This window comes from Tepidanaerobacter acetatoxydans Re1 (assembly GCF_000328765.2).
Taxonomy (GTDB): Bacteria; Bacillota; Thermosediminibacteria; order Thermosediminibacterales; family Tepidanaerobacteraceae; genus Tepidanaerobacter; species Tepidanaerobacter acetatoxydans.
The window spans coordinates 1,899,756-1,926,032 of the sequence record NC_019954.2 but is presented as its reverse complement, the minus strand read 5'-3'; the positions used below and the strand labels follow the sequence as shown (position 1 = coordinate 1,926,032).

Here is a 26,277-nt window from a genome sequence, read left to right as displayed (position 1 = left end):
TTTATCATTGATTTCGAAAGTTTAGGCATAATACTTGCATTATATTTTAGTAAAGAATCATGAAGCTTTAAAATACTAAAAGGCAGGTATCGACTAATGAACGATTTACCGATTAAGTTTATTTATAATAACAATGCTAGAAAAAATTATAGCGAAAAGGTTTCTGTAGATGTTATGTCACAAGAGCAAGTTAAAAAGGTGCGTAATTTTCACAAAAGCTTTCCTGAATATTCAGTGACACCGCTGCATACTTTAGACAACCTTGCTAAAAGATTTGAGGTAAATAAAATCTGGGTAAAGGACGAATCTTATAGATTCGGTCTTAATGCTTTTAAAGTTTTGGGCGGCTCCTTTGCTATAGGCATGTATTTAGGCCAAAAGCTTGGCATGCCACAAGAAGAAATAACCTTTGAAAAACTGCGTTCGAAGGAAACTAGAGAAAAAATAGGAGATATCACTTTTGTAACTGCTACCGATGGTAATCATGGGCGGGGCGTAGCATGGGCAGCGAGGCAGCTGGGGCAAAAATGCGTAGTTTTTATGCCAAAGGGTTCTTCAAAAATTCGCCTGCAAAATATAATAAATGAGGGTGCTGAGGCATCAATTACAGAATACAATTACGACGATTCTGTAAAAATTGCAATGAAATATGCCGAAAAGCACGGAGGAGTTATTGTGCAAGATACAGCCTGGGAAGGATATGAAGACATACCTTTTTGGATAATGCAAGGATATGGCACGTTAATTGATGAAGCAATAGAGCAAATCAAGGCACTTGGCGACGATAAACCCACGCATGTTTTTCTTCAGGCAGGGGTAGGTTCATTTGCAGGAGCTGTACAGGGCTATTTAGCATCACGTTATAAGGAAGAAAGACCTGTAACACTTATAATTGAGCCTGAAAAAGCTGCATGTATATATGAATCAGCGAAGGCAAATGATGGAAAGCCCCATGCCGTAAAAGGCAGTCTTGATACCATTATGTCAGGGCTTGCATGCGGCGTGCCAAATATAATAAGTTGGGAAATTTTAAGAGATTATGCTGATATGTATGCTATATGTTCTGATAATACGGCAGCAAGAGGTGTAAGGATACTTGGCAGCCCGATAAAAGGAGATGCGCAAGTAATTTCCGGAGAGTCAGGAGCTGTAGGCATGGGAGTTTTAAGTTTGATAGCAGAAGCTGAAAAACTCAGCAAAATGAAGGATCTACTTAGGATTGACGAAAAGTCAAAAATCCTCCTTATAAGCACAGAAGGCGATACAGATCCGGTGGATTACAGAAAAATAGTTTGGGATGGAAAATATCCTTCATACGATCTTTTGTAAAAATATGAGAGGTGAAAAAGAAATGCTAACAGAAAATCAACAAAAAGAAGTAATAAATCTATGTCAAGATTTAATAAGAATCAGAAGCTATTCCGGCCAGGAGGAAATGCTTGCCGCAAAACTGGCTGATACTTTCAAGGCAATGGGGTTTGATGAGATTTTAACTGATGATTATGGTAATGTAATAGGCCATATGAGAGGTAGTAAACCCGGCAAAGTTATTTTGTTTGACGGTCATATGGATACTGTACCTGCTGACGAAAGTCAGTGGAGCAAGGCACCTTTTGAAGGGATTATCGAAGAAAGGAGGATATATGGCAGAGGAGCTTCAGATATGAAAGGCGCTATAAGCGCGATGGTGTGTGCGGCTGCAAATTATGCAAGAAGCACAAAGAAGGATTTTGCTGGAGATATATATATTGCAGGTGTTGTCTACGAGGAATGCTTTGAGGGAATAGCATCTAGAAAAGTCAGCGAAAAAGTAAACCCTGATTATGTTGTCATAGGAGAAGCTTCAGAGTGCAACATTAAGCGCGGGCAGAGAGGAAGAGCGGAAATAGTCATAGAGACTTTTGGCAAAAGCGCCCACTCTTCAAATCCTAAAGCAGGAATAAATGCTGTCTATAGTATGACAAATTTGATTGATGAAATCCGCAAAATAAAGCCCGTCCATCACGACTTCCTGGGAGATGGAATCTTAGAACTTACAGATATAAAATCATCGCCTTATCCCGGAGCATCCGTGGTGCCTGATTATTGCAGAGCAACATTTGACAGGAGGCTTTTGGTGGGCGAAACAAAAGAAAGTGTTTTGCAGCCAATAAAAGATATTATTGCAAGGATGGAAAAAGATGACCCGAACTTTAAAGCAAAAGTGTCCTATGCTTTAGGGGAGGAAAAGTGCTATACAGGCACAAAAATACAGGGAGAAAGATTTTTCCCGGCATGGCTCTACGATGAAAAAGAAGATTTTATCCAAAAAACCTATGAGGGGCTAAAAAGCGCAGGCTTTCAGCCTGAAATAACCCATTACTCTTTTTGCACTAACGGCAGTCACTATGCGGGAGAGGCGAATATTAAAACACTGGGTTTTGGTCCGTCTAAAGAGAGTCTTGCCCATATAGTAGATGAATATATAGAAATCGAGCAGCTTCTAAAAGCAACATGCGGCTATTATGAAATAATCAAGGCTTTATTAAGCTAAATCAAGGAGGGTTTTAGATGAGCGTTTTCGATATCATAATTAAAAATGGCCTTGTGGTCGATGGAACAGGTGCCAAAGGCAAGAAGGCAGATATAGGTATAAAGGATGGTAAGATCGAAGCAATAGACGGCGACCTTAAGGATGCTGAAAGTAAAACAATAATTGATGCATCAGATAAGGTAGTATCCCCCGGATTCATCGATACCCACAGTCACTCGGATTTACACGTATTTGCAGAACCTTTTGTTTCGCCAAAGATTCGCCAGGGAGTTACAACTGAAGTTATTGGTCAAGATGGGATGTCGCTTGCACCTATAAAAGATGAATACATTTCTTCTTGGAAGAAAGCTATGGCAGGCTTAGAAGGCGAATATGAAGTAGAGTGGACATGGAGGAGTACAGGCGAATACTTGAGCCGGCTAGAAGAGCTTGAGCTTGGCCCGAATATTGCATTTTTAGCGCCTCATGGCAATCTACGCCTTTCGGCTATGGGGCTTGACGACCGCTTGCCGACTACTGAAGAACTTAAATCAATGGAAAAACTTTTAGAAAATAGCATTAAAGAAGGCGCCTTTGGCATGTCTACAGGAATGATATATCCGCCTTGCTGTTATGCCAAAGTTGATGAATTTATTACTCTAGGAAAAGTATTGCATAATACAGGCGCTGTTTTTGTAACACATCAGCGCAGTGAAGCAGATAGCATATTGGACTCAATGGATGAAATTCTCACCATTGGGAAAGAGAGCGGTTGCAGAGTCCATTTTTCTCATTTTAAAGTAGCCGGCAAGAAAAATTGGGATAAATTTCCAAAAGTAATGGAGAAGCTGGATAAAGCACATGAAGAAGGCATTACTGTATCCTTTGATCAATATCCATATGTAGCTGGCAGCACAATGCTCGGAGTAATTCTGCCGCCATGGGCTCACGATGGAGGCACAGATAAACTTCTAGAACGACTTAAAAGCCCGGAATTAAGGAAAAAGATGAAAGAAGACATAACTAATGGAATACCTGGATGGGATAATTTTATTGATTTTGCAGGCCTCGATGGCATTTATGTCACATTTGTTAAAACGGAAAAGAACCGAGATGTAGTTGGAAAGAATTTGGTTGAAATCGGCGAAATGAGAGGAAAAGACCCATTTGAAGCGGTATTTGACTTACTGCTTGAAGAAGAAAATGTTGTAGGAATGGTGGACTTTTACGGAAAAGAAGAACATGTTGTAGAGATTATGAAAAGAAAAGAACATAATGTATGCACTGACGGCATTATGGGAGCAAAACCACATCCTCGGCTGTACGGGACATTTCCTCGTATTTTAGGCAAATATGTTCGGGAAGAAAAGGTGCTAGATTTAGAGACAGCAATTTACAAAATGACAGGAAAGCCTGCAAGTGTTTTAGGATTAAAAGATAGAGGACTTCTAAAGAAAAATTATGCGGCAGATATAGTTATTTTCGATCCTGAAAAAGTAAAAGATACTGCCGATTATGTTAATCCTATCCAGTACCCTGAGGGAATTGATTGTGTAATTGTAAACGGGCAAATACTTGTAGATTGTGGTGAGCCGCAACCTAAAAAAGCAGGCAAGGTTTTAAGATTCAGTTAGGTATTAAAATTTTAAGGGAGGTGAGGAAGAAATGAAAAATGATCAAGACTATGACATGAAAGATATAGAAGTCGATGAAAGATTTGTGATAGCTAAAAAGGAAATGCTTATTGTTTTTGCGGTCCAACTATGCTACACATTTATAATGCTTATAGTTGCATATACTGTCGGGAAGGGCGATCCTAGAAATTACAATTTTATATTGGGGATGCCTGCATGGTGGTTTTATGCCTTACTGATTACAGTATTATTCCTAATTTTAATATACTATCTGGTTTCAAAAATATTCATTCCTGTCAGCGTAGAACCGTGGATTAAACAAATAAAAGAAAAAAGAGGTGAGCAATGATGGATATATCAGGCGCTAGAACTACTGTAATAATTTCTTTTATAGTATATTCCTTGATACTACTTGGAATCGGAGAATACTCAAGACGCTCAATGGCTAAAACAAAATTAGACGATTACCTAAGTGAATTTTATACCGGCGGTCGTGGAATGGGAACACTTGTAATTGTATTTATGCTCGCTGCAGGCTTATGCAGTGCCGGCACATTTTTAGGAAGTCCGGGGCTTGCATATAGTGTCGGTCTAGTATTTCCCTTTGTGGTTTTGTCTCAGAGCTTTATGAACTTTGTTGTATTAGGACAGATAGGAAAAAAATTAGGTATTATCGCACGACGTATAGATGCTCAATCATATCAAGACATCTTGACATATAGATACAATAACAGCAAAGCTGTAAGGTGGTTTAGTGCCATTGCTATTTGGATTTTTTATACGTCTAATGTAGTAGCTCAACTTAGCGGAGGAAGCAGATTAATTGAAGTAATGACCGGTCTACCATATGTTACAGCTCTAATGATATTTGGTATGGTAATTTTAATTTACACTGTTACGGGCGGAATTAAAGGCGTATCGACTGCTACAGTCTTTCAAGGGATAGTTATGACTTTGGCAATAGTGATGTTATTTGTCATGCTACTAGCAAAAGTGAGTCCTTTAGAAGCTACTTACAGAACTATTATTGACATCGATCCTAATTTGGTAACTCCTTGGGTTTGGAATCCCGCTTATGCCTTTTCGATGTTTGTTTCACTGGGCCTTGTTACTATAGGTCAACCGCATGGAGCTATGGGTTGCCTAATGTATAAAGATACAAAAGGTATGCACAATGCCATGATAATAGGCGCAGTTGTAGTGTTTATATGGAGCGCTATGATTGTATGGGCAGGAAACTTAGCAAGAGCCGTGGTTCCCAATTTAGATGTACCGGACTATGTAATTCCCTATTTATCAGTAAATATAATGCCTGGATGGATGGCAGGCTTGACATTGGCGGGGGTAGCTGCTGCTATTCAGTCCTCTATCGCAGCTGTCATCATTGTTATAAGTTCAGCTTTAGTAAGAGACATGTATTTAACCATAAAACCAACCAAAGATCCCAAAAAAGTAAAAAGAATAACTACAATAGCAACGATAATTGCCGCGCTAATACCGTTAATAATAGCTATTAACCCACCGGCAGCATTACAGTGGTTCATACTATTTGCAATAGGTGGTTTAACGTCATCCTTTTTCTGGCCCATGTTATTGGGGCTTTACTGGTGGCGCACCAATGAATACGGTGCCTTAGCAGGGATGATGGGCGGCATGGTCACTTTCATTCTCGTGCAAGGAAATATTATCCCATTTAACCTCGGGATGCATGGGATTGTAATGGGACTTATTGTTTCCGGCCTGCTCACAGTTTTTGTAAGTTTAGCAACTCCAAAACCTCCAAAGAAAGTTATAGAAGTTTTCTGGGGCAAATCAAAGCCAAATGAATTAATTTAGATAAAAACTAACCCCTTGGCAATGCAACTTGCAAAGCTGAGGGGTTAGTTTTTATCTTCGTTAGCAATTTCTTTATCTTTCCATTGTTTTTAGACCTTGATAAAAATTAGAAAACAGCTTTTTTCCTTGAGTTAATTTATTAAATCCTGAGTTAACTTAAATATTTTTTATTTTTTCTATGAAGCTTTATATCTATGATTGCATCTATTTCTTCCTTATCAACATCATCAAGTTTTCTATATTTGAGTAAAATATCGATTTCATTAGGGGAAAGCTTCCCTATATCGCTAGGGGATTTATTTTGTTTTTTATCAAAAGCAACATCTGCTTCACCAGTTAAAATCCAATCTATAGAAACTCCCAATTCTCGCTTTAACGATATTAAAGCATTAGCAGAAGGCAACACTTTATTATTTTCGATGTCACTGAGATTTCCGCTAGAGATACCTGTAAGTTTATAAATATCATTTTGAGTCAGACCTTTTAACTTTCGAGCATATTTGATTCTTTCCCCGATTGTCTTTAGACTTTCCATAAAAATGAGTCCCTTCATAAATATATTATTCTCGTAAAAAAGAAATTTATGCTTGATATTCTCTAAAAAACGAGTTATACTAATAATCAAGAAAAAATACTTAAAGTTACTCTGATCTTTACAATTCATGTTTCTTTTGATTTTTACAATTGCTCTTATAAGAAATAATTTAAAAGCTAGGGGAGGGATACCATTGTCACAAGCTTTCTTAATTATATTAGTAGAATCTTTTGGGTAAATTTGAATTCAATGGAAATTATTTATTAGTTCTGCAATAGCTATCTTGGTCAAAAACTAACTTATCGGTTTACTGGAACCCTGGGATAAAACCTTAATGATCTTTTTTAGAAGGCTTTCTTTTATCTGTTTCATATTTTTGAAGGGTGGTGAAATGAATATTATATGCAGTTATTTAGACTATTTGACTATTAATAGACAAAATATCGACTTAAAGAATAGAATTCTAATTTTCTAAAATAGATACAGATGCTTAAGATAATGAATAATAGTAAAGATTGTGAGCTAAATACCTATATAAACAAATAAATGTATTGTCAATTTAAGGCCTTTACGAATTTTATCTTACTATAATTATATTAAAAAAGCAATAATTGCAGAGTATATATTTTGAATATTCTTTAAAAATAGCATAGAATTTTTTGAAAATACTAGATGGGAGGAATACAAATGGATTTTCTAGTTTCTTTGGCAACAAATCTTATTGAATTAATGCAAAAATCGGGTGAAACTTTTTCTGGTATGATAATTGACATTATACCTATGCTTATAGCGCTGTTAACGGGAATGAATTTTATTATTAAACTCATAGGAGAAGAAAAAATAAATAAGTTAGCAATTGCATTTGGCAAAAATAAAATCCTAACATATGGTTTTCTGCCATCCATAGCATGGTTCTTCTTTTCTAGCCCCGGCGGTGTAGCATTGGGAAGATTTCTGCCTGAAAAATGTAAGCCGGGATACGAAGATGCCTTAGGTGCTACGGCGCATCCACTTACATCACTTTTTCCACATACGGTTCCCTTCGAGCTATTTGTGTGGCTGGGCATAGCAGAAGGAGTAAAAAAAGCAGGATATTCTACAACGACCCTAGCTGTTAGATACATATTAGCAGGAATGATTTTGGGTTTAATAAGAGGAGTTTTAACCGAATATATATTTATGAAAATAAGTAGGCGCAATGAGTATAATGTAGATTTTTTATAAATTATAAAATATTTATTTACTACGGGGGGAATAAATTTGTCAAAAGTAGTGAAAGTAACAAAAGGAAAGGGCGGATTTGGCGGACCGTTATACCTAGAACGTAAAGGAAAATGTAATAAAATTGTTTCGATGACCGGCAGAAACATAGATCCAATAGCTGAATATATAGGTAAATTACTAGGAGCCGAAATAGTTAACGGATTTAATACATCTGTTCCTGATGATGAAGTGATCTGTATTGTAGTAAATTGTGGTGGCTCGTTGCGATGCGGCCTATACCCACAGAAAGGCATTCCAACAATTAACATTAATGCGATTGGTCCTTCAGGACCTTTGGCAAAATATATAAAAGAGAATATTTATGTTTCAGGTGTAACAAAAGAAAATATAGAACTTATTGAAAAAGAAGAGACGAATCGGGTAGAAAACAGAAGAAGTTCAGCAGATAATTTTATGCAGGAAAAAAATACGGAGAAGAATTTTGTTAAACTAATAGAAAAACTTGCTAGTGCAATGTCCAAAGTAATTTCTATGCTTTATGGTTCAGGGAAGGAAGCTGTCCAAACCGTTATTCATATGGTTATTCCCTTTATGGCGTTTATTAGTGTAATAGTAACATTAATTTTACATAGCGGAGTAGGCACTTATGTAGCAAATGCACTATCTCCATTGACAAGTTCATTATGGGGGTTAATTGTAATAGCATTTATTTGCGGCATCCCATTTCTTTCACCTTTGCTAGGTCCTGGAGCGGCGATTCAGCAAGTCCTTAGCGTTGTCATAGGTGCCGAAATAGCGATAGGTAATGTACCTGTAGCCTTAGCTTTACCAGCTTTATTTGCGATAGATGTGCAAGTAGGAGCAGATTTTGTTCCTGTTGGCCTATCAATGCAAGAGGCGCAACCACAAACAATTGAATACGGAACCCCCGCATTTTTACTTTCAAGACAAATCACGGGTCCGCTTGCTGTTTTACTTGGTTATTTTATGAGTATTGGGTTATTTTAATTTGATATTTTTAAGAAGGGGTAAATGAGTATTAATAAAGGAAAAACATAAGTTTCGGGAGGAAAATATGGAAAAAATTAATATTGCTGTAATTGGAACGGGGATTTATGGAGAAAATCATGTAGCTTTTTTAGCATCTAGTCAATTAGCAAATTTGAAGTGCATCTGTGACATTAATAAAGCAAGGGCTAAGGGCTGAACTTATATGAGAAAAATACGATGTTAAAACATTTACTGATATTGAAGAAATGTTCGACAGCGAAGATATAGATGCTGTAGTTATTGCTACTCCAGATCCTTTTAATTATGAACCTGCAATAAAGGCGATAAACGCAAAAAAGCATGTGTTAATTGAAAAACCTATGGCTTTGTCGGTTGAGGAATGCTTAAGTATTAATGACTCTGCCATTAAAAACGGGGTAAGGGTAGCGGTAGACTTTCATAAAAGATGGGATCCTGCGGCTATTTCTATAAAAAATAATTTAGAATCAGAGAAATCTGATAAAATACTTCATGGCTATATGAGCATGGATGATATTATAGATGTTCCAACTAAGTGGTTGAGTTGGTCTTATCTTAGTTCCCCTGCTTTCTTTTTGGGAGTTCATTGTTACGATTTAATAAGATGGTACATGCAATGTGAGGCAAAAGAGGTATATGCAAAGGGACAAAAAGAAGAGTTGAAATTAAGGGGTATTGATACATATGATAGCATTCAAGCAATGATTACCTTTGAAAATGGGGCTGTATGGACTGTTGAAAATTCATGGATAATTCCTTCGTCATTTCCCAAATCAAATGATGGCAAAACACTAATTTTAGGCAACAATAGATACATCAGAATGGATTCGCAAAATAGAGGCTTAGAGATATTTGATAATATAAAGTCGTTTACGCCAAATCCTTATTTTATTAATTATTTTGATAATAAGCCTTTTGGGTTCGGAATTCAGCCGCTTGCTGATTTTATTAAAGATCTAGAGCAAAACAAGCCATTTTTGGCTGATGGCAAAGATGGTATTGAAGCTACTCGAATTGCCCAGGCTGTGCATCAAAGTCTAGAAAAAGGCTCTCCGGTTATAATTGACCATTAATAAAAATTCTACAACAGAGCGGAGGATGCCTTTATGGTGAAGCTTTTGTCTACTATAACAGATATAGGTGAAAAAGCAGAATCTTTGTTTAATGAAGGGATGGTTATACTTTTTTGCGAAAATGCCCCTAAAGAGCTAGCTCCTTATTGTGTTTTGCATCGACTTGCTTTTATGAAAGAAGATATAAAATCTGGAGATATTTTAAGCATAAGTGGTATATACTTTAAAATTACTGCAGTAGGAAGTGTAGCAAATAAAAATTTAAAAGAATTAGGTCATTCCACGCTTGTATTTGATAAAAATACCTCAGCTTTACTTCCTGGACATATACATCTTGGAACTTTAGATTTTATGCCATCTTACGAAGAACTAATTAGCATAGGAAGACAGATAATAATCAGTGACAAAGTGGAAAGATATAAAAAATCAGACAGCGTTTTGAAGCGATAAAAATCCCTTGAAAATATAATCTTTATATGATATCATAACTCATAATCAATTTAAAACTTTAAAGATAACAACCTTCAGGGCGGGGTGAAATTCCCCACCGGCGGTAAGCTCGAGAGAGTAAGCCCGCGAACTTCGATGAGGAGCCGATTTGGTGCAAATCCAAAGCCGACAGTATAGTCTGGATGGAAGAAGGTTCATTATATTTTTATAGGTGTATTTGCCCTGGAGAGTGTATTTTCCGGGGCATTTTTATTTTACATAAAAAGCGAGGGATTTTATGGAAACTGATGAGTATTTTATGCAAAGGGCATTGGAGCTTGCAGAAAAGGGCAGAAAAACAACGGGAGAAAATCCCATGGTAGGGGCAGTTATCGTAAAAGACGGCAAAATTGTAGGGGAAGGCTATCATAAAAAGGCAGGGGGACCTCATGCCGAAATAGAGGCTCTAAAGGAAGCCGGACTTAATGCAAAAGGAGCAACTATTTATGTAAATCTGGAACCTTGCTGTCACTACGGGAAAACGCCGCCTTGCACTGAAGCACTGATAAAAGCCCAAATAGCAAGAGTAGTTGCAGCCATAGAAGATCCCAATTCCAAAGTTGCCGGAAAAGGGTTTTCGCAATTGCAAAATGCCGGGATAGAAGTTTCGGTAGGCGTTCTAAAGAATAAAGCATCAAAGTTAAATGAAGTTTTTATTAAAAACATTTCCGAGCAAACCCCCTTTGTCATAGCAAAAATAGCTCAGAGCGTTGATGGAAAGATTGCCTTATCTTCCGGAAAATCAAAATGGATAACATGTGATGCTGCTAGAAAAAAGGGTCACGAGATAAGAAGCATGTATGATGCTATTTTAGTGGGTATAGGAACAGTTCTGGCGGATGACCCGATCCTTGACTGCCGTCTGGCAAATAACGCAGCAAATCCGGTAAAGATAGTCCTAGATTCATCGGCCGTAATTCCCATCGAGTCAAAACTCTTGCAAGGCAAAGGTAAAGTTATTTTAGCCACTACAGCGCAGGCTGACAAAGGGCGCTTGCAAAAGCTTGAGGAGATGGGTGCAGATATTATAATGACATCTCAGAATAAAGTAAACCTTAATGAACTATTGAAGGCTCTCTATAATAGTGGAATTTACAGTATTTTAGTGGAAGGAGGCGCCAAGGTATTTACTTCATTTCTTATAGAAGGGCTTTTAGATAAATTAATAGTTTTCCTTTCTCCAAAGATTATCGGAGGTGATGGCAAGGATTATGTGGAAAATCTTTTTCTAAGAGAAATGAAAGATGTGTATGATTTTTATATTGACGATGCAGAAAAAGTCGGCGAAGATATCATGCTTACAATGTATTCTAAAAAAGGATGAAGGGAGGTTACTTAGTGTTTACCGGAATTATAGAAGAAGTAGGAGAGATATCCAACCTGCAGCACAAAACTTGCGGAGCAATGCTGCATGTTTCCTGCAAGAAAATTCTTGAAGGGCTTAAATACGGCGACAGCATTGCGGTAAACGGTGTGTGCCTTACAGTAAAAGATATAAAAGCAGCGGGATTTTCAGCTGATATAATGTCTGCGACCTTACAGAGCACAAATTTAGGAAAACTTCTGCCAAAAAGCAAGGTAAATCTTGAAAGGGCTTTAAAGGCACAAGGCAGATTAGACGGTCATATTGTTCAAGGACATGTTGATGGGGTGGGCACTACCCGCGAAATTAAAAAGAGCGATGATTTTTTCACATTATACATCACGGCAGGACAAGAGCTTTTAAAATACATAGTTTTAAAAGGCTCGGTAGCTATTGACGGGATAAGCCTTACGGTGCAGGAAGTAAGAAGTGAAGGTTTTGGGGTTTCTATTATCCCTGCCACTTTAAGCGGCACTGCACTTGGGTTTAAGAATCCAGGCGATTTGGTAAATATAGAAACTGATATTATAGGTAAATATATCGAAAAGTTTTTAAAGCAAGAGCAATGCAATGAAACAATGACCATGGAAAAACTTATTTCTATGGGATATTGATATAATTGGAGGAGTTTAGATTGGAGGATATTTTTAGTTTTAATACCATAGAAGAAGCTATTGAAGACATTTGTGCAGGGAAGATGATAATAGTAGTTGATGATGAAAATCGTGAAAACGAGGGAGACCTTTTGATGGCAGCTGAAATGGTGACCGCGGAAGATATAAACTTCATGGCTACTTTTGGTAAAGGGCTTATTTGTGCACCGATTACTGAGGAAAGAGCCAAACAATTAAAGCTTGCACCTATGGTAGAAAAAAATACTGACAATATGGGAACGGCTTTTACCGTATCTGTAGACCATGTTGATACTTCAACGGGAATTTCGGCATATGACAGAGCCCTAACCGCAAAAACTCTGACCTATGTTAAGGCAAAGCCTGAAGATTTCCGGCGGCCGGGACATATCTTTCCACTTGCGGCAAAACCCGGTGGAGTGCTGAGAAGGGCCGGTCATACCGAAGCTGCGGTAGATATGGCGAATCTAGCAGGTCTTTATCCGGCAGGGGTTATTTGCGAGATCATGAAGGACGATGGCAAAATGGCAAGGCTCCCTGAGCTTATGGAATTTTCGAAAACACACAATATAAAAATTATTACTATTGAGGAACTGATAAAATATAGAAAAACAAGAGAAAAGCTTGTTGAAAAAATTGCCGAGGCAGATTTACCTACGGATTACGGATATTTCAGGCTTTACTGCTACGAAGATATCATAACAAAGGAAAACCACGTAGCTTTAGTTAAGGGAGATATAAACGAGGAAGATACACCCCTTGTAAGGGTCCATTCCGAATGCCTTACAGGAGATGTATTTGCCTCTCGCCGATGCGACTGCGGACTACAATTAAAAAGCTCATTAGAACAAATTCAGCGTGAAGGCAAAGGCATACTCCTTTACATGCGGCAGGAGGGGCGAGGCATAGGCCTTGCAAATAAGATAAAGGCATACAGTCTGCAGGATGAAGGTCTTGATACCGTAGAAGCTAACGAAGAACTGGGTTTTTCGGCAGATCTTAGAGATTATGGCATAGGCGCTCAAATACTAAGGGACTTAGGCATAAGAAAAATGCGGCTTTTAACCAATAACCCAAAGAAACTTATTGGGCTTTCAGGATACGGTCTCACTGTTACAGAATGTGTTCCCATAAAAATAAAACCTAATGAATATAACATGAAATATTTAGCTACAAAAAAAGAAAAAATGGGTCACTGGCTTTAAAAACAGGGAGGAGAATGTTACATGTCAAAAATAATCGAAGGTAAACTTATAGCTGAAAACTTAAAGTTCGGGATCGTTGTAAGCAGATTCAATGATTTTTTTACAAAAAAACTGTTGGAAGGTGCCGAAGATACACTCATACGCCATGGCGCAGCAGAAGAAGATATTGAAATTGCATGGGTGCCGGGAGGATTTGAAATTCCCCTTGCTGCAAAACTTATGGCCGAGAGCAAAAAGTATGACGCGGTTATATGTCTTGGAGCTGTGATACGGGGAGCTACGCCTCATTTTGAATATATATCCTCTGAAGCTGCAAAAGGGGTGGCACAGGTATCCCTGCAAACCCAGGTGCCCACAATCTTTGGAATTATAACCACTGACACATTAGAACAAGCCATCGAAAGAGCAGGGACAAAAGCAGGAAACAAAGGAAGCGAAGCTGCCCTTAGTGCTATAGAAATGGCCAATCTTAAAAAGCAGTTGAATTTCTAAAAAAAATAATTAATATATTAGACCCATTTTACTGAAAAGGTAAGATGGGTCTTTAAAATTTCTCGAATTGTTATTCCTTACAAAAAAGGAAAACTCCTGTTTTCATAGAATATATATTAATAAAGAGTTAACATTACAAAAACTATAATTATTATGAAAGAAAGAGGTTTCTATGGAATGGTTCTGCACCATCGATGCAGGTAACATCTATGAAATAATATATTCAAAGATGAACTAACTTAAGCCTAGAGGACTTGCAGGTAAAGAGTTTGATGAAGAAATGGAAAGAGATTATATCATCCAAAATGAAAGACTTGACTAAGCAGTTAAAGAAGTCTCAGAAAAGCTGAATGTAAGACGTGGCATAAATATTTCAGAAGATGAAATATGCTATATAATAACATTTTTTGATTATAGAGCAGCACTAACTAATGTATTAGCTAATTATGACAACCTGCTACCACTAAATGATGTGAATTTGTATCAGATAAGGAGTATAATAAACTTGTAAGAAAAAGTGAAGGCAGAACGGATGAATAATAAAGCTTTCTTGCTTTCGATGTCTGCCTTTGCTTTTGTCGGAAGGAAGCCGCTTTACCGTTAGGTTTTGCAGGAGTGATAAGAATCATCCTTTGCTAACTATCCTGTAGCTTTATTTTAGCATTAGGATATCTCTTTTAAAATAATAAAAATTTAATCAGGAGTATTGAAAAATACTACTTGATTTAAAGAGGAGCGAAAAAGTATGAGAAAAAATTTTGGAGCAAAAACCTGGTTTTACCCTCTGCCTGTTCTAATTGTGGGCAGTTATGATGAAAATGGCAATGCCAATGCCATGAATGCGGCATGGGGAGGTATCTACGACACTAACCGTGTGATACTCTCTCTTAGCGAAGATCATAAAACCACAAAAAATATCAAGACCAAGGAGGCCTTTACAATCAGTTTTGGCGATGCTGCTCATGTGACGGCCTGCGATTATGTAGGACTTGTTTCCGCCAATGATACCCCGGATAAATTAAAGAAAGCCGGATTTACCACTGAAAAGAGCAGCTTTGTGGATGCACCCATCATCTGTGAACTGCCAATGACATTAGAGTGTCGTTTGCTAAAAGTAAGTGAGGATGGAAATATTATCGGAGAGATTGTCAATATCAGCGCCGATGAAAGCATACTTGGTGAGGACGGTTTGATTGACGTAGCCAAGCTACGGCCAATCTCTTTTGACCCGGTTCACAATGACTATCTGGTGTTAGGCGAAAAGGTTGGTAATGCTTTTCAGGATGGAAATGCTTTTAAGTAGCTTGTGTTTTATACCTGTTGATGTTTTGCAAATGTCGAAGTAAGTATGTGCTTGTCGGCTGAAGGCCGCAGAAAATCCAATAAGCAATCACATTTGAAACATTTTAAAGCCGGACCGATAGAAGATACCTCCCAAGGCCCGGCTTAATGTTATCGATTATAGTTTAAATCTGCTTATTAAGTTTCTTAATTCCTCTGCCATATTGGAAAGCTTAACTGCGACTTCAGATACTTCTCGATTAAGCGCAGTCTGTTCTTCGCTTGCAGCTGCTGCGCTTTCAATATTGTTAAGGAAGTTTTGTGAAATTGAAGTTACCTGCTGCATAGAACTTGCCATTGTTTGAGTTTCAGCAGATATCTCCTCAACTACAGCAACCACATCTTGAAGCTGATTCGATATAGACGTGACATCTTGCAAGATCATATGGAAAGCTTCGCCGGCATTGCTCACAAGTACGCTGCCTTCCTTTGCCGATCGGGTTCCTTCTTTTGCTGCTGAACTTGCTGTTTTTACATCTGTCTTGATTGCATCGATAATTTCTTCTATACCCTTTGCGGCCTGTCTTGATTCTTCCGCAAGCTTTCTTACTTCTTCTGCCACAACAGCAAAACCCTTACCTTGGTCGCCTGCATGAGCTGCTTCAATAGCAGCATTTAATGCAAGAAGATTGGTTTGATCGGCAATTGAGGTGATTAGCGAGACTATCTCTCCGATTTGATCGGATTTTTTCTCAAGCTGGGTTATTTTTTCTTTGATTGTCTTTGTATTGTTGTCAATTTGCTGCATTTGGCTTACTGCCGAATTTACTACCTCATCTCCTTTACCTGCTTGCTGCACACTGCTGACAGCGGATTGAGTCACGCTTTGAATAGTCTGAGCAATTTGCTCTACGCCTTTTGCTATTTCTTCCGCTCCGGTAGATGTAGTGTCAATAATTTCCTGTTCCTTTTGTTTATCGGCGGCAAGGTTTTGCATAGTAACTGCAACCTGTTCGCTTGCCTTCATAGTTTCTTCTGTGCTTGTGCTGAGCAATTTTCCGGTTTCAAGTAGTTGCTCAATGCTATGCACAATTTTTATAATTACCTTTCTTACAGATTTAACCATAGAAGTTAGATTTTCTGTCATTTGCCCTAGTTCATCCTCGCTCTTTAAAGAAAGTGTCGCGGATAAATCACCGAGAGCGATGGTTTTAGAGAATTCATTAACCTTTAAGATGTTCTTGCTGATATAATTACTATAGCGAAATACAGCAAATACAACTGCCAGAATGGAAAGGAGCATAACAAGAAGTAAGGTCGAAAGTAGCCTTTGAACAGGCATGAAAAGCTCGCTTTCAGGAATAACAGTGCAGACAAACCATCCGGTGCTTGGAATAATATTATATCCAACCCTCATCTTTTCTTCGTTTTCTGTGTAGTAGCCTATTCCCGATGTGCCGCTCAAAATTTGTGATCCCAGCTCTGACAAGGACTCATTTTTGCTTTCTGTTATCTTTTCTTTCATAATTACATCCCTGTTGGGAGATGCGAGGTAATCACCATCTTTGCTCAGCAGAAAAGCATATCCTTTATTTCCTACTTTGATATCAGATATCATTTCTTGAAAGTGGGTTAAATCAATGTCGCCTGTGGTAAGACCAAGCAGTTTGCCATTTTCATCATAAAATGGAGCACTTACAGTTATCATAGTTACATTTGTAGTTTCATCATAGAAAGGTTCGGACCATTCAATACTGTTTTCTGTATTTGCTGCCATTTGATACCAAGGCCAGCTTGGATAATTATATGATTCTTCTTCATATTCAAGAGTGACTTTTATATCACTTCCTTCTTTATAGACATATGGTCCAAAATATTTGATTTTATTATCATAACAGTAAGGTTCAAACCAAATTCCTGCTCCAAAAGTATCTGCATTTGTAATAACCGCTTTCTTTAATACTTCTATATATTCCTCCTTTGTAAGCTTAGTTCCCGTTGCTTCGGCAAAGCGAGCCAGCATTTCGGGTATTTTACCGTGCTGGATCAGCAGCTTATCGATTGTTTCTTTAACTTCCTGTATTTGATAATCTAATCCCCTATTTACTTCTTCGTCAATAGTATTTCTAAAAAAGAAAAAGCTAAATGCTGATAATGCCACCATAATGCCGATAGTTAAAGGCAGGATGTAAATTAGGGTTCTCGTCCGAATACTTTTAAATTTCACATTGCATACCTCCTTCTGAATTTTCTTATTAACCTATGATATCAAAGAATTTATCTTATCGAAATTATACCATAATATAACAAAATTTTTCATAGTTAATAAAATAACTTGCAGTAAAGTAAAATATAGCTGACAATAGCTGACACATGAAATCCAAATGCCCATTCCCAAGGGTTTAGATATCGGCAAAAATAAATATAAACAAGTAAAATCTATAATAATATATAAAATGTGTGTTGATATATAATAAAAATATTATTGTAGAATTTTTCGGCAGGGCAAAAGTACAGCAGTGCATGATATTTGCAAGAACTAAACAAGATTCTTCGCTCCACTTCGTTTCACTCAGAATTCCCACGTGTTTCCACGCCACAAAAAACTTATTGTTGTCTGCTTTAGAAACGGGAAAAAAGCAGAAGTACGGGAGCTTATTGGAAACCTATCTATAACATTCTGGAATTACCAAACATTGATGTGATGGTTGTTGATGCACATCACATGAAAACTGTCCCCGGGCGTAAAACTGATATCAAAGATGCTCAATGGATAGCAGACCTTTTACAACATAGTCTTTTAAAGAGTAGTTTTATCCCTGATAAGGAACAACGCGAACTTCGTGAAATAGTACGCTACCGTAAAAATCTAATCGAAGAGCGTTCAAGAGAACTTAATCGTCTAGAAAAAACCTTAGAAGGTGCTAATATAAAGCTAAGTTCTTTCGCTTCCAGCTTAACCGGTGTAAGCAGCCGTAAGCTGATAGAGCAACTGCTGCCGTAGCCCATTCCATGCTCATTGCAATATACCACATGTTAAAAGATAATGTTCATTTTAAGGATCTAGGTAGCGATTATTATACAAAGTTCAATAAAGAGAAAAAAGCTAATTATTACTTTAAAAAATTACAAGAATTAGGAGTGTCATTTCCCGTTTCAGTGGCTACCTAAAATATAATTTTTTTTTGGGCATTGCTCTTTGAGCTGGTCGAAGGGTGATTAATCAACCACCCTTAGTTAAGTGCGTCTTTGTTTAGGTATATATTCATAACAATGACAGACCTCTGAATAGTTACTTCCATATAGAGATGTTTAAAAATTTTTATATAAAGGCCCTTGCGCAAAAAGTAATATTATGGTAAAATGCACTCAAAAGACCGCTTATAAAAATAAAGGCGGACATTGAGGTGTAAAATGATTAAAATCGATAAAATGAAAAACGAATTCAAAAAGCATGGTGGAGTTCTTAAGACATCAGAGCTTAATGGCTTGGGATTTTCTAGTCGCAAAATAAATAAGTTGATGGAAGAAGGCATAATTTCTAGAATAAAACATGGCTTTTATGAACTGACAGATTACATTCCGAAAGAAGAAGTTATTATAGCAAGGCTGTTTCCTGAAGCCGTAATTTTTCTTGAAAGTGCAATGTTAAATTATGGATATACAGATAGAATACCTCCGGCTTGGCAAATAGCAGTAGATAAAAATAGCCAAAAGACTAAGTATGATATTGAATATCCTTTAATAGAACCTTTCTATCTAGAACCGAAATTTATAGATATTGGTATAGATATAATACAGGTAGATGGTGTAGAAGTTAAAATATATGACAGAGACCGCACTATATGTGATGTCCTTCGCTATGAAAAGAAACTCGAGGAGGAAGTATTTACTAATGCAATAAAACGCTATGTAGAAGATTCAAAGAAAAATGTGAGGAAGCTGTTTGAGTATGCCATAATATTTAATATAAAAAATAAGGTGCAGACATATATAAGAGTGTGGCTGTAATGGGAAATATTGCGGGACGTAATTAACACGATTATTGATTTTATATCACCACCTTATCTGTTGATGATAAAGGAAGTTGAATTTTTCAAAAACTGGAGCTGTAAAGAAAAAAAGTATATTTAGCAAAAAGCGGGCGTTGAGCCTGCCTTTTATCTTTTAATTAATAAAATCGCTTGACAGAGCCCAAAGAAAAATGCAAATTAGAGATACCCATGGACGGGCACAGTGGCAGGACTTAAGAAATATCATAAACATGATTTACAGCAAGCGTCTTTAATTAAAGAGGCACTTAGCATATAGTGGAAGACGGTTTTGCTGGGGAAATACACAAGGCAGATATTAACGAAAGCCTTGAGAAGGTATCAGATAAAATAAAAGTGGGAGGATGCCCAAAATAGAATTTGATTTTGCAGAAGGGTTTCATTATGTTATGTCGAAATAGTAAAAAAACATAAGCAATCATTTTTAAGCAATAAGGGCTCTGACCCGGCTTGAAAAGTAATTCAGATGGAGGTTTACATGAATCTTACAAATCTATTTAGCAAAATCAACAAAAATATTATTATTGTGGTGCTGATTGTGTTGATTGCAACCTTTAGCATTATATCTATTAAACTGTATACTCTCCTATATACTATCCATCCTCCGGAGCCGGTAAAACCTCCGGATTATCACTTCTATCTGGTAGCTCAAAACTCTGTAGATCCTTTTTGGAAGGAGGTTTATCTTGGAGCATCAGATTCGGCAAAGGAGAATAATGTTGCCTTAGAATTTAAGGCTCCGCGTTTTAATGACAGTAATGAACAGATAAATTACATGGAGATTGCTATTATTTCTGATGTAGATGGTATAGCAACATATGTTCCATATGACGAAAGATTTGTTGACCTAATCGATAAAGCCGACTCCAAGGGAATTCCTGTAGTTACCGTTGACAATGATGCCTATAAGAGTAATCGCAAGTCTTTTATAGGGACCAACAGTTTTGTTTTAGGTGAGGAAGCAGGTAAAATCATGGTTGATGCTACCGGAGGGAAGGCAAATATAGCTGTTATCATGAGTAACGATGTACAAAAAGATACTGCTTATCATAACCTAAAGCTGAATGGATTTTTAAATGCAATTAAGAACTATCCCGAGATGCAGATTACAGATATATCTATTTCGAAGATGGGCATTATGAGCGCTGAAGATATTACACAATCTATTCTAAACAGCGATAAAACAATAGATGCCATTTACTGCATGGATTCCGTGGATACCGTGGGAGCTGCACAGGTAGTAGTAGACTTAAACAAGGTGGGCAATATAAAGATTGTAGGGTATGGAGATGCACCTGAGATAATAAGGTACATCGAAAAAAGTATAATATATGGAACTGTTATAAGTGACCCATATAAAATGGGCTATGAAAGCATTGAAGCTTTACTGGAAATTAAAAGAAACGGAAATTCATCTACATTTATCGATACCGGCGTAAAAACCATAACTAAGGAAAGCATCAAAAGGTATAAAGAAGCCTTGGAAAAATTAGAACAATAGGTGAAATTATTATGATGAAAGAATTACTGAATTTTACGGGAATCAGAAAAAAGCTTATTGTTTATTATTTAGTAGTTACATTGCTTATGGGCATGACAAGTATTTATTCCTATTATACCGCAAGGTCCGTGACTGCTAAGTTTAATGATATATTTGTCGGTTATGTTTATTTAAATAATTTATATGCCGATGTAAGTTCCCTTGAAATAAACGTAGAAAAATACTTGTCAAATAAATCTTCCGAGGCTCTTTTAGACTATTACATGTTAAACAATAAACTTCAAACCCAAGCTGATGAGCTTATCGGAAATCTAAGCTATGACAGTAATAGTCTGATGATTAAAGATATTGGGAATATGATAAAAGCTTTACTGAAAGAAACAGATGCGGCAATAAATGCAAAAAGAGGTCGTATGAGCAGTGAATACCTTGCAAGATTTACAGAATCTCATAAGATAGCCGGATTTATTAAACTTTATATTAATGAACTCTTGTATAATAAATTGCAAGAAGGTTCAAAAGAATATTATTCGATTAAGGGGAAAATGGCTGTTGTAAGCTATGTAAACCTTATTATTATAATAAGCTCCATAATATTCAGCATAGTTCTTGCTATGTATTTTACATATAAAATAACACGGCCTATCGTTGAACTCTCCGTTTCCGCAGGCAAAATATCTCAAGGAAATTTTGATGTGGAACCCATTAAAATCGAAACTAATGACGAATTGAGTATACTTGCCAAGGCCTTTAATGAAATGACCGTAAGCATAAAATGCTATATTGACACATTAAAGCATCAGGCAGAGGTAGAAGCGCGGCTGAAAGAGCAAGAAATGCAAAATCTTCGCATGAAAAGTATTTTAAAGGATGCCGAGCTAAAATCCCTTCAGTCCCAGATTAATCCACATTTTCTATTCAATACATTAAATGCTGCCTCTCAACTTGCTATTATGGAAGGAGCCGACAGATCTTCGACTTTTATAGAGAAAGTAGCCAATCTTTTCCGCTATAATCTTAGAGGGCTTGATAAACCGGTTACCTTAAAAGAAGAAATAGAAAATGCGAAGACCTATATGTACATATTAAAAACTCGCTTCGGAGACAAGGTGGAATTTCTTGTTGATGTAGATGAGAAGGCTTTAGATATAGAAATGCCCTGCACTATTATACAACCGCTGCTGGAAAACGCTTTTATTCACGGAATAGAGAATTTGGAACGAATTGGCACTATTGAGCTTAAAGTAATGATGAATACGGAATTTATAGCTGTTGAAGTAAGGGATGACGGTTTGGGCATGGATGAACAAACTATCAAAACCATATTATCAGTGTCTGAACATAACAGCACGTTTGACGATCGCTTAGGCGGTATAGGTTTGCAGAATGTCATTCGCAGGATGATGCTTTTCTATAATAAATATAATGCAGAAGATGTAATTGAAGTTATTAGCAAAAAGGATTATGGCACAAAAGTGATGTTAAAAGTGCCAATAGCGAAGGGGGTTTATACTTGATTAAGATTTTTATAGCTGATGATGAACAAATTGTCATTGATTCGTTAAAATATATTGTGGCAAATTTTATTAAAGATGCAGTTATAGTAGGTCATGCTAAGTCAGGTCGTGAAGCTATAGAAAAGATAGAACTGACAAAGCCAGATTTAGTGTTTATGGATATACGGATGCCTGGAATTGATGGGCTTGATGCTATTCGGCAGATAAAGAAAAGGCGCAAAGATATTTCCTTTGTGATAATAACTGCATACGAAAACTTCAATTATGCAAAGGAAGCTGTAAATCTTGGCGTTATTGAATATTTGCTAAAACCGGTAGGTAAAAATAAAGTAATTGAAGTTATAGAAAAAGCTAAAGGAGCACTTTTTGAGGATCGCCAAGCAGTAATGCAGGAGATAGAGCTTAGGGAAAAATTGTCAAGAGTTATGCCACATATAGAAAGAGAATTTATATATACCCTGTTTTTTGACAGTCAGTCCATTAAAGACTACTCTTTTTATGAAGAAATATTTAGTATGCCGTTGGATTATGGATATATTATGCTGCTGACCATTAATAATCCTGCCCAAAAAGAAAATGTAAAGGCAAGTCTTGATAGGTATAAAATGACATCTATGCTCCGAGAAACGGTTAAACGCGAAATAAAGTGTCTTGCCGCAACCTTTATGCTTGACAGAGTTATTGCTTTTGTACCTGCCGATAAAGACCAAGAGGAATATGTAATAAGGAATAGAGCCATAAAAAGAGCTGAAAAAATTTATCAAAGCCTTCAAGACAATGCACCTTTGCCGTTTTTTATCGGTATTGGGAGTCCTTATGATATAAAGAATTTTTTAAGGTCATATGAAGAAGCAGACTTAGCCATAAAACTTTCTAAAGATGAGGTTATAGTTTGCTACAAAGACCTAGTTTTGCCTGACTCTTCCACCGACTTATATCCAATTAGTAAAGAAAAACAGCTTATAAACCAAATTATGGTAGGTGATATTGAGGGTGTTCGAAAATTATTTGAAGATATTTTTCAGTGGCTTGCATTAAATTATGCAGGTGATATTGAAAAAATTAGAATAAAGTTAATAGAGATGTACATTGTTATTTCCAGGTCGGTATCTTACTATAAAGACGATGCTAAACTGGGCCAGAATAGCTTTACGGATTTAATTAATTTGACTGATTTAAAAGAATTAAAATCTGTGATTTACAACAATCTTTTAAAAGTGACAAAATATATACAGGAAATAAAACATGAGGAGATTAGCAGTGCCGTTGCAAAAGCTATGGAATATATAGATGAAAGATATAATCAGGATATTACTCTTGATCATGTGGCCAAGCATGTTAACATGAGTTACCATTATTTTTCTAAATTGTTTAAGGATGAAACTCATCGAACATTTTCCGAGTATCTCTTAGAAATTAGAATCCGGCAGGCAAAACAACTTCTTGATGCCAAAGACCTTAGTATAAAGGATGTGGCCTTGCATGTGGGATATCAAGATCCTAACTACTTCAGTAAAATCTTTCGAAAAGCTACCGGTATGACGCCTACCGAATATAAAGAGAGTTTGGAAATAAAAGAGGTGAAGCAAGGGTATGGGGGAAAATTTTAAGAAAGTATTACTTATCGTGCTGTTTTGTATTTTTATTTTGCTAACTGTATTTACAGTCTCCCTTATTTCTAAAGCCCGTCCAAGATTAAATAAAAGCTTGGCTGAAGAAACAAATATGAAGATTAGAGTTGGCATCTCCCTTGGTACATTGAAAGAAGAGAGGTGGCTTAAAGATCGTGATATACTAATGGCCAAGCTAAAGGAACTGGGTGCTGATGTTTTTGTGCAAAATGCAAATAATGACGACAATGATCAATTGAAACAAGTAAAATACTTACTTGATCAGAATATCGATGTACTCATATTAGTCCCTAATGATTTGGAAAAGGCCGCAGCTGTGGTACAAATGGCCCAGAAAAGCGGAGTAAAAGTAATATCATATGATAGGCTGGTTACCCGTTCGAATGCTGATTTATATATTTCTTTCGACAGTAAAGAAGTGGGGCGGCTTATGGCGAAGCTTTTAATTGAAAAAATACCTCAAGGGAATTACTTAATAATCAATGGCGCTAAAACTGATCACAATTCAAAACTGATTAAAGACGGGTATGATCAAGTATTGGAAGAAAAAATTATAAATAATGATATCAATATTATAGCAGAAGAGTGGGCGCCTGATTGGATGTCAGAATATGCTTTTGAAATTACAGATGAGCTGCTGCAGCGAGGAGAAAAAATTGATGCGATTATTTGCGGCAATGATAGTCTAGCCGGTGGAGCAATTGAAGCTTTAGCCGAGTATAGGTTAGCCGGTAAAACTCTTGTAGTTGGTCAAGACGCCGATTTAGCAGGTTGCCAGAGAATTGTAGAGGGAACCCAATTGGGAACCGTGTACAAGCCCATAGACTTTTTGGCTGAAAAGACGGCTCAAATGGCAATTAAATTAGCTAAAGGAGAAGAGCTTTTGATTGACAGGACTATATTTGACGGCAAATACGATGTACCCTATTATTTACTAAAACCTATTCCTGTAGATAAATACAATCTAGATTGCACAGTGCTAAAAGACGGCTTTCACCTAACTCAGGACGTATATCGATATTTACCTAAAAATCAGTAATGTCTTTATTTTTTTAGTACAAAAATATTACCAGCTATATTTAATCAATTTTAAAATTGATTAAATTACTCTCATTTTAACAAAAATATCCCCAGAGGTATACTGCTATTTTTGAAGAAAATATCAGTATAAAGTAAAAAATCCTAAGGAGGTATTATTTCAAATGAAGAAAACCATATCAATCATTCTCATGTCAGTTCTTCTGATAGGTATTCTAGCTGGCTGTGGAGGAGGCGGTCAACCTGCGGGAGGAGATAACGAACAAGCAGAAGGCGGCGAGAAAGCCGGCAGCGAAATCAAGATAGGCCTATGCCTTTACAAATTCGACGACACCTTCATCTCCACCGTACGCCAAGCGATAGAAAAAGACGCAGCAGAAAAGAGCAAAGCCACAGGCGACAAAATCACCATCAACGCCGTAGACGGCCAAGGCCAACAAGCGACCCAAAATGACCAAGTAGACACATTCATAACCCAAGGCTACGACATAATAGACGTAAACATGGTAGACCGAACCGCAGCCTCAGTCATAATAGACAAAGCCAAAAAAGCCGACATACCCATAGTATTCTTCAACCGTGAACCCGTATCCGAAGACATGGACAAATGGGATAAACTATACTACGTAGGAGCAAAAGCCGAAGAATCAGGGACCATGCAAGGCAGCATAGCCGTAGAGTACTGGAAAAACCATCCAGAAGCAGACAAAAACGGAGACGGCATAATGCAGTATGTAATGCTGGAAGGAGAACCCGGCCACCAAGACGCAATACTTAGAACAGAGTACTCCATCAAAGCCGTAGAAGAAGCCGGAATAAAAACCGAAAAACTAGCAAACGACACCGGCAACTGGCAAAGAGCTCAAGGCCAAGAAAAAATGGCAGCATGGCTTTCCGCCTTTGGAGACAACATCGAAGTAGTATTTGCCAACAACGACGACATGGCCCTAGGAGCAATCGAAGCACTAAAAGCCGCCGGCTACTTCCAAGGCGACAAATACATGCCCGTAATAGGCGTAGACGCCACAGCACCGGCCCTTGACGCACTAGCAGACGGCAAACTACTAGGAACAGTCCTAAACGATGCCAAAGGTCAAGGCAACGCAATCCTAGAAATATCCTACGCACTAGCCAAAGGCAAAGACCCCGAACTTGAAGGCCTAACCGATGGCAAATACTGCTGGGTACCATACCAGCCCGTAACCAAAGAAAACATGGACCAATTCAGATAAC

Annotated in this window: 23 protein-coding genes, 1 pseudogene and 1 riboswitch; of the genes and pseudogenes, 22 read left to right on the top strand and 2 right to left on the bottom strand. The window is 37.2% G+C overall.

What is annotated here, in order from left to right:
- Window positions 1-96 precede the first annotated feature (96 nt).
- The 5 genes from dpaL to panF are packed head-to-tail and all read left to right on the top strand — an operon-like array spanning window position 97 to window position 5,982.
- The gene (gene dpaL / locus TEPIRE1_RS09280; RefSeq protein ID WP_013778912.1) at window positions 97-1,329 is read left to right on the top strand and encodes a diaminopropionate ammonia-lyase; all 1,233 of its coding nucleotides are present in this window, start codon (window positions 97-99) and stop codon (window positions 1,327-1,329) included.
- Window positions 1,330-1,351: 22 nt separating this feature from the next.
- Window positions 1,352-2,533, top strand: a complete 1,182-nt coding sequence (locus TEPIRE1_RS09275; RefSeq protein ID WP_013778911.1) for a YgeY family selenium metabolism-linked hydrolase — start codon at window positions 1,352-1,354, stop codon at window positions 2,531-2,533.
- A 17-nt stretch (window positions 2,534-2,550) separates the two neighbouring features.
- The gene (locus TEPIRE1_RS09270; protein WP_013778910.1) at window positions 2,551-4,146 is read left to right on the top strand and encodes an N-acyl-D-amino-acid deacylase family protein; all 1,596 of its coding nucleotides are present in this window, start codon (window positions 2,551-2,553) and stop codon (window positions 4,144-4,146) included.
- A gap of 31 nt (window positions 4,147-4,177) precedes the next feature.
- Window positions 4,178-4,495, top strand: a complete 318-nt coding sequence (locus tag TEPIRE1_RS09265; RefSeq protein ID WP_013778909.1) for a YhdT family protein — start codon at window positions 4,178-4,180, stop codon at window positions 4,493-4,495.
- Window positions 4,492-5,982 (top strand): sodium/pantothenate symporter, encoded by a 1,491-nt coding sequence (panF, locus tag TEPIRE1_RS09260; protein ID WP_015295652.1) that lies wholly within the window; start codon window positions 4,492-4,494, stop codon window positions 5,980-5,982. Before TEPIRE1_RS09265 ends, panF begins: the two co-directional genes overlap by 4 nt.
- A gap of 151 nt (window positions 5,983-6,133) precedes the next feature.
- On the opposite strand, the gene TEPIRE1_RS09255 is transcribed toward panF, so the two are convergent.
- Complete coding sequence (locus tag TEPIRE1_RS09255; RefSeq protein ID WP_013778907.1) at window positions 6,134-6,517, bottom strand: helix-turn-helix domain-containing protein; 384 nt, start codon at window positions 6,515-6,517, stop codon at window positions 6,134-6,136.
- Between the two features lie 687 nt (window positions 6,518-7,204).
- On the opposite strand from TEPIRE1_RS09255, the gene srlA reads away from it, so the two are divergent.
- The 10 genes from srlA to TEPIRE1_RS09210 all read left to right on the top strand — a co-directional run bounded on the left by srlA (window position 7,205) and on the right by TEPIRE1_RS09210 (window position 15,327).
- The gene (gene srlA / locus TEPIRE1_RS09250; RefSeq protein ID WP_013778906.1) at window positions 7,205-7,741 is read left to right on the top strand and encodes a PTS glucitol/sorbitol transporter subunit IIC; all 537 of its coding nucleotides are present in this window, start codon (window positions 7,205-7,207) and stop codon (window positions 7,739-7,741) included.
- Between the two features lie 36 nt (window positions 7,742-7,777).
- Window positions 7,778-8,749, top strand: a complete 972-nt coding sequence (gene srlE, locus TEPIRE1_RS09245) for a PTS glucitol/sorbitol transporter subunit IIB (protein ID WP_013778905.1) — start codon at window positions 7,778-7,780, stop codon at window positions 8,747-8,749.
- Window positions 8,750-8,816: 67 nt separating this feature from the next.
- Window positions 8,817-8,948, top strand: coding sequence for a Gfo/Idh/MocA family oxidoreductase (locus TEPIRE1_RS14265; RefSeq protein ID WP_015295651.1), 132 nt, complete (start codon window positions 8,817-8,819; stop codon window positions 8,946-8,948).
- Between the two features lie 49 nt (window positions 8,949-8,997).
- Complete coding sequence (locus tag TEPIRE1_RS14130) at window positions 8,998-9,843, top strand: Gfo/Idh/MocA family protein (RefSeq protein ID WP_015295650.1); 846 nt, start codon at window positions 8,998-9,000, stop codon at window positions 9,841-9,843.
- Window positions 9,844-9,876: 33 nt separating this feature from the next.
- Window positions 9,877-10,293, top strand: a complete 417-nt coding sequence (locus TEPIRE1_RS09235) for a PTS glucitol/sorbitol transporter subunit IIA (protein ID WP_013778904.1) — start codon at window positions 9,877-9,879, stop codon at window positions 10,291-10,293.
- 66 nt (window positions 10,294-10,359) lie between these two features.
- A riboswitch (FMN riboswitch) is annotated at window positions 10,360-10,491 on the top strand.
- Window positions 10,492-10,570: 79 nt separating this feature from the next.
- Window positions 10,571-11,656, top strand: a complete 1,086-nt coding sequence (ribD, locus tag TEPIRE1_RS09230) for a bifunctional diaminohydroxyphosphoribosylaminopyrimidine deaminase/5-amino-6-(5-phosphoribosylamino)uracil reductase RibD (RefSeq protein WP_013778903.1) — start codon at window positions 10,571-10,573, stop codon at window positions 11,654-11,656.
- Window positions 11,657-11,670: 14 nt separating this feature from the next.
- Window positions 11,671-12,309 (top strand): riboflavin synthase, encoded by a 639-nt coding sequence (locus tag TEPIRE1_RS09225; protein WP_013778902.1) that lies wholly within the window; start codon window positions 11,671-11,673, stop codon window positions 12,307-12,309.
- Between the two features lie 20 nt (window positions 12,310-12,329).
- Complete coding sequence (locus TEPIRE1_RS09220) at window positions 12,330-13,532, top strand: bifunctional 3,4-dihydroxy-2-butanone-4-phosphate synthase/GTP cyclohydrolase II (protein ID WP_013778901.1); 1,203 nt, start codon at window positions 12,330-12,332, stop codon at window positions 13,530-13,532.
- 21 nt (window positions 13,533-13,553) lie between these two features.
- A complete protein-coding gene (ribH, locus tag TEPIRE1_RS09215; RefSeq protein WP_013778900.1) occupies window positions 13,554-14,024 on the top strand; it encodes a 6,7-dimethyl-8-ribityllumazine synthase in 471 nt (156 codons plus the stop codon).
- Window positions 14,025-14,769: 745 nt separating this feature from the next.
- On the top strand, window positions 14,770-15,327 hold the full coding sequence (locus tag TEPIRE1_RS09210) for a flavin reductase family protein (protein ID WP_013778899.1): 558 nt from the start codon (window positions 14,770-14,772) through the stop codon (window positions 15,325-15,327).
- A gap of 156 nt (window positions 15,328-15,483) precedes the next feature.
- On the opposite strand, the gene TEPIRE1_RS09205 is transcribed toward TEPIRE1_RS09210, so the two are convergent.
- The gene (locus TEPIRE1_RS09205; RefSeq protein ID WP_013778898.1) at window positions 15,484-17,532 is read right to left on the bottom strand and encodes a methyl-accepting chemotaxis protein; all 2,049 of its coding nucleotides are present in this window, start codon (window positions 17,530-17,532) and stop codon (window positions 15,484-15,486) included.
- A gap of 417 nt (window positions 17,533-17,949) precedes the next feature.
- Here TEPIRE1_RS09205 and TEPIRE1_RS14125 point away from each other — a divergent pair.
- From TEPIRE1_RS14125 to TEPIRE1_RS09170, 7 genes and pseudogenes are all read left to right on the top strand, one after another.
- A pseudogene (locus tag TEPIRE1_RS14125) lies at window positions 17,950-18,303 on the top strand (IS110 family transposase); the annotation flags it as partial.
- Between the two features lie 416 nt (window positions 18,304-18,719).
- Complete coding sequence (locus tag TEPIRE1_RS09195) at window positions 18,720-19,316, top strand: type IV toxin-antitoxin system AbiEi family antitoxin domain-containing protein (RefSeq protein ID WP_013778897.1); 597 nt, start codon at window positions 18,720-18,722, stop codon at window positions 19,314-19,316.
- Window positions 19,317-19,835: 519 nt separating this feature from the next.
- Window positions 19,836-20,858 (top strand): substrate-binding domain-containing protein, encoded by a 1,023-nt coding sequence (locus tag TEPIRE1_RS09190; RefSeq protein ID WP_013778896.1) that lies wholly within the window; start codon window positions 19,836-19,838, stop codon window positions 20,856-20,858.
- An 11-nt stretch (window positions 20,859-20,869) separates the two neighbouring features.
- Window positions 20,870-22,375 (top strand): sensor histidine kinase, encoded by a 1,506-nt coding sequence (locus TEPIRE1_RS09185; RefSeq protein ID WP_013778895.1) that lies wholly within the window; start codon window positions 20,870-20,872, stop codon window positions 22,373-22,375.
- Entirely contained in the window at window positions 22,372-23,985 is a 1,614-nt protein-coding gene (locus tag TEPIRE1_RS09180; RefSeq protein ID WP_013778894.1) for a response regulator, read from the top strand. Before TEPIRE1_RS09185 ends, TEPIRE1_RS09180 begins: the two co-directional genes overlap by 4 nt.
- The gene (locus TEPIRE1_RS09175; protein WP_013778893.1) at window positions 23,969-25,045 is read left to right on the top strand and encodes a sugar ABC transporter substrate-binding protein; all 1,077 of its coding nucleotides are present in this window, start codon (window positions 23,969-23,971) and stop codon (window positions 25,043-25,045) included. Before TEPIRE1_RS09180 ends, TEPIRE1_RS09175 begins: the two co-directional genes overlap by 17 nt.
- Window positions 25,046-25,208: 163 nt before the next feature.
- The gene (locus tag TEPIRE1_RS09170; protein WP_013778892.1) at window positions 25,209-26,276 is read left to right on the top strand and encodes a galactose ABC transporter substrate-binding protein; all 1,068 of its coding nucleotides are present in this window, start codon (window positions 25,209-25,211) and stop codon (window positions 26,274-26,276) included.
- The last annotated feature ends 1 nt before the right edge of the window (window position 26,277 follow it).